This is a genomic window from Nonomuraea deserti (assembly GCF_004348685.1).
GTDB classification, from domain to species: Bacteria; Actinomycetota; Actinomycetes; order Streptosporangiales; family Streptosporangiaceae; genus Nonomuraea; species Nonomuraea deserti.
In genome coordinates this window covers 1-3,208 of the sequence record NZ_SMKO01000363.1, presented here as the reverse complement: position 1 = coordinate 3,208, position 3,208 = coordinate 1, and the positions used below count along the sequence as shown (strand labels likewise).

The 3,208-nt window shown below is 67.7% G+C and carries 6 protein-coding genes; 2 read left to right on the top strand and 4 right to left on the bottom strand.

Features of this window, described 5'->3' with window-relative positions; translation table 11 throughout:
- Nucleotides 1-242: 242 nt before the first annotated feature.
- Entirely contained in the window at nt 243-506 is a 264-nt protein-coding gene (locus E1292_RS49895; protein ID WP_132606796.1) for a hypothetical protein, read from the top strand.
- A gap of 53 nt (nt 507-559) precedes the next feature.
- Here the strand turns inward: E1292_RS49895 and E1292_RS49890 are convergent, their stop codons facing one another.
- The 4 genes from E1292_RS49890 to E1292_RS49875 all read right to left on the bottom strand — a co-directional run bounded on the left by E1292_RS49890 (nt 560) and on the right by E1292_RS49875 (nt 2,362).
- Nucleotides 560-829 carry a GlsB/YeaQ/YmgE family stress response membrane protein gene (locus tag E1292_RS49890; RefSeq protein ID WP_132606795.1) on the bottom strand — a complete coding sequence of 90 codons (270 nt, stop codon included), beginning with the start codon at nt 827-829 and terminating at the stop codon, nt 560-562.
- A 103-nt stretch (nt 830-932) separates the two neighbouring features.
- On the bottom strand, nt 933-1,214 hold the full coding sequence (locus tag E1292_RS49885) for a GlsB/YeaQ/YmgE family stress response membrane protein (RefSeq protein ID WP_132511981.1): 282 nt from the start codon (nt 1,212-1,214) through the stop codon (nt 933-935).
- Nucleotides 1,215-1,400: 186 nt separating this feature from the next.
- The gene (gene ispF, locus E1292_RS49880) at nt 1,401-1,862 is read right to left on the bottom strand and encodes a 2-C-methyl-D-erythritol 2,4-cyclodiphosphate synthase (protein ID WP_132606794.1); all 462 of its coding nucleotides are present in this window, start codon (nt 1,860-1,862) and stop codon (nt 1,401-1,403) included.
- A 17-nt stretch (nt 1,863-1,879) separates the two neighbouring features.
- The gene (locus E1292_RS49875) at nt 1,880-2,362 is read right to left on the bottom strand and encodes a CarD family transcriptional regulator (protein ID WP_043624891.1); all 483 of its coding nucleotides are present in this window, start codon (nt 2,360-2,362) and stop codon (nt 1,880-1,882) included.
- 273 nt (nt 2,363-2,635) lie between these two features.
- Here E1292_RS49875 and E1292_RS49870 point away from each other — a divergent pair.
- Nucleotides 2,636-3,208: copper chaperone PCu(A)C (locus E1292_RS49870; RefSeq protein WP_181958430.1), on the top strand; the 573-nt coding region annotated here is incomplete at its 3' end.

The window sequence follows — 3,208 nt, the reverse complement described above, 5'->3', positions numbered from 1 at the left end:
CCCTTGAGACGGCGCCGGTCTCGGCGCAGGTGTCCGAGTGGCCCGCGCGGACCGCGCGGCCAGCGCAGGAGGATGAAGAAGAGGAAAGAGCGCCCGAACTCCGCCCTGTGGAGTTAGATACGCAGGCGCAGCCGAAACCGCAGCCTCAGCAGGAACCGCAACCGCAATCACCACCGGAACCGCAGCCAGAACCGCAGCCGCAGCCAGAACCGCAGCCGCAGCCAGATCCGCAGCCGGAGCCGGTGACTCGGCCCGTCCGCTGGGGCGATCGTGTCAAGCCGGAGGACGTCCTCGTCCACCCGCGCTCCGACGACACGGACGCCGACACGCAGCCGCATCCCGTCGTCGCCGACGACGGGCCCGACCCCGCCCATGGCCCCGAGGCCGCCGACCGCCACGAGGCCGGGCGGGGGGACGAGGACACCGCCCCGCATCCCGTGGTCCACGACGAGACCCCGGCGCCCTCGGAGCGGCTGCGCAGCACCCCGCGCCCGCCGGAGGACTGACACCCGGGTGGGCCCGCCCGGGTGCCTTCCCGGGCGGGCCCACGCGAATCCGCCTAGACCTTCGAGCCGCGGCGTAGCCCCGCGACGAGGCCGACGCCGACGATCGCGAGCACGACCTGCATCACCAGTTCGATCCAGTCGATGCCAGGCGTCGTCTCCACGCCGAGCACCTGCGCGAGCAGCGTGCCCAGGAGAGCTGCCACGATGCCGACGACGATGGTGAGGATCCAGCCGATGGCCTGCTTGCCGGGAAGCAGCAAGCGGCCGATTGCGCCAATCACGGCACCGATCAGGATGGCGCCGAGGATGGACTGGACTGTCATGACACAAACCTCCCCGTGAGGGTGATCGGTTCACTCCCACGGGGTGCTCGCTACCCGATCTACCGCGTTTATGCGCGGAGATGACGAACGAGCAGGTCAGACCCTAGGTTCTTCCGGTACGGCCGGAGCGCCCGATCCCCATGCGCGTCACGAGGAGCACGCCCACGACCGCCAGCACGAGCTGGAGTATGTGCTCGATCCAGTCGATGCCTCTGGTGTCGGCCCAGCCGAACGCCTGCGCGATCAGCGTGCCGATCAGGGCGGCCACGATGCCGACGATGAGGGTCAGGCCGATGGACATCTTCTGCTTGCCGGGCACCAGCAGCCTGCCGAGCGCCCCGACTATGGCGCCGATGACTACTGCCGAAACTATCGCGCCGATCATGTGTAGCTCCCCCCGAGACGTTCACATGTCTTCGAGCAGACCTACCCGTTGAACAGGCAAACTACCCAAAAAGGAAGGCGGCGGTCCGTACCGCGCCAGTGACGAACCGCCGCCTTCGGACTTCGGCGGGCTAGGCGACGACCCGCCGGGACACCCTCACGCGTCCCTGCGTAAGACGCCCGGCGTTCAGGAAAGGTTGACCACCAGCGCGGTGGCGAACGCGGCGATGCCCTCGCCACGGCCGGTCAGCCCAAGCCCGTCAGTGGTGGTGGCGCTCACGCTCACCGGCGCGCCGACCGCGGCGCCGAGCGCCTTTTCGGCCTCGGCGCGTCGCGGCGCGAGCTTCGGCCGGTTGCCGATCACCTGGATGGCGACGTTGCCGATCTCGTAGCCGGCGGCGCGCACCTGCCGCGCGGTCTCCTCGAGCAGCGCGGCGCCCGACGCTCCGGCCCAGCGGGGGTCGGACGTGCCGAACAACCGGCCCAGATCGCCGAGACCGGCGGCGGACAGCAGCGCGTCGCAGGCCGCGTGCGCGGCTGCGTCACCGTCGGAGTGGCCGTCGAGCCCGGTTTCGCCCGGCCAGTGCAGGCCGGCGAGGTTGAGCTCGCGCCCTGAAGCGAACGGGTGGACGTCGACTCCGACGCCCACCCGTGGAAGATTCGTGCTCAGGAGTTGAGAACCTCGTCGAGAAGGGCCTCAGCCTTGTCCTCATTGGTCTTCTCGGCCAGAGCCAACTCGCTGACCAGGATCTGGCGCGCTTTGGCGAGCATGCGCTTCTCGCCCGCGGACAGACCACGCTCGCGGTCTCTCCGCCACAGGTCGCGAACCACCTCGGCGACCTTGTTCACATCGCCGGACGCGAGCTTCTCCAGATTGGCCTTGTAGCGACGAGACCAGTTGGTCGGCTCTTCGGTGTGCGGCATCCGAAGGACGTCGAAAACCCGCTCAAGGCCTTCCTGGCCGACAACATCGCGCACGCCGACGAGTTCTGCGTTTTCTGCTGGCACCTGGACGGTAAGGTCGCCCTTGTCGACCTTGAGCACCAGGTAGGTCTTTTCCTCACCCTTGATGGATCGCTTCGTGATTGCTTCGATCCGAGCAGCCCCATGGTGGGGGTAGACGACAGTGTCGCCGACCTGGAAAGTCATGTGACAAGTACCCCTTCCGCTGTACTCCAGGGTACCACGCATCCACAGCCTCCCGGAACAGTGAAATCCTCATAACTGCAGGTCAAAGCCGCATATTGGGGCTTGACAAGTGCTCAACTGTATGAATCTCATTTGCGGACATAGCGAATGACCTGCGGGGGTGCGGATATGACCATGCATTCGGGTCGATAAGGTGGGCGCGGCCCATGCGCATGCGCGAGACATGCGGGTGAGCCTCACACACGCATGCGCAAGACCAAGGAGAACCCGCCCGTGACCAGCAGTCGCTGGATTGTCGTAGCCGCCGCGTTCTTGGCAGCCCCCGTGCTCGCGGGCTGCGGGGCAGGATTCGACGCCACCACCAACCAGCCGTACGCCCCCAACGAGGCGCAAGTGTTGATCGAAAAGGGTGCATACGGCACGCGCGGCATTCACATCCCGCAGGCGTTCATCCTCGGCCCCGACCCCGGGGCGCAGCTCGCCTGGCGCGGCTCCGCCCCCGTCTACCTCAACATCCTCAACAAGTCGGGCGCCCCGGACACCCTGGAGAAGATCACCGCGGGAGGCATGGGCGAGGTCAAGGTCACGGCCCCGATCCAGCTTCCCGTCGGCCAGCTCGTCAACACCGGCAAGCCCACCCCGCAGATCATGCTCGAGTCGATCCCCAAGAGCCTCAGAGGCGGCGAGAGCATCAAGCTGGACCTCCAGTTCGCCAAGGCCGGCGTCGTGTCCATGAACGTGCCTGTGGTCACGCGCAGCCGCGAATTCCAGGCCTACCCTCCGGCTCCCAACGCCACCCCCGCCCCCACGCCCACCCCGACGCCCTCCGCCACCGCGGAGGACGCC

Bases quoted from the DNA above. Each gene is read 5' to 3' on its own strand.
- E1292_RS49885 (WP_132511981.1), bottom strand. From the start codon at position 1,214: ATGATCGGCGCGATAGTTTCGGCAGTAGTCATCGGCGCCATAGTCGGG.
- E1292_RS49875 (WP_043624891.1), bottom strand. From the start codon at position 2,362: ATGACTTTCCAGGTCGGCGACACTGTCGTCTACCCCCACCATGGGGCT.
- E1292_RS49890 (WP_132606795.1), bottom strand. From the start codon at position 829: ATGACAGTCCAGTCCATCCTCGGCGCCATCCTGATCGGTGCCGTGATT.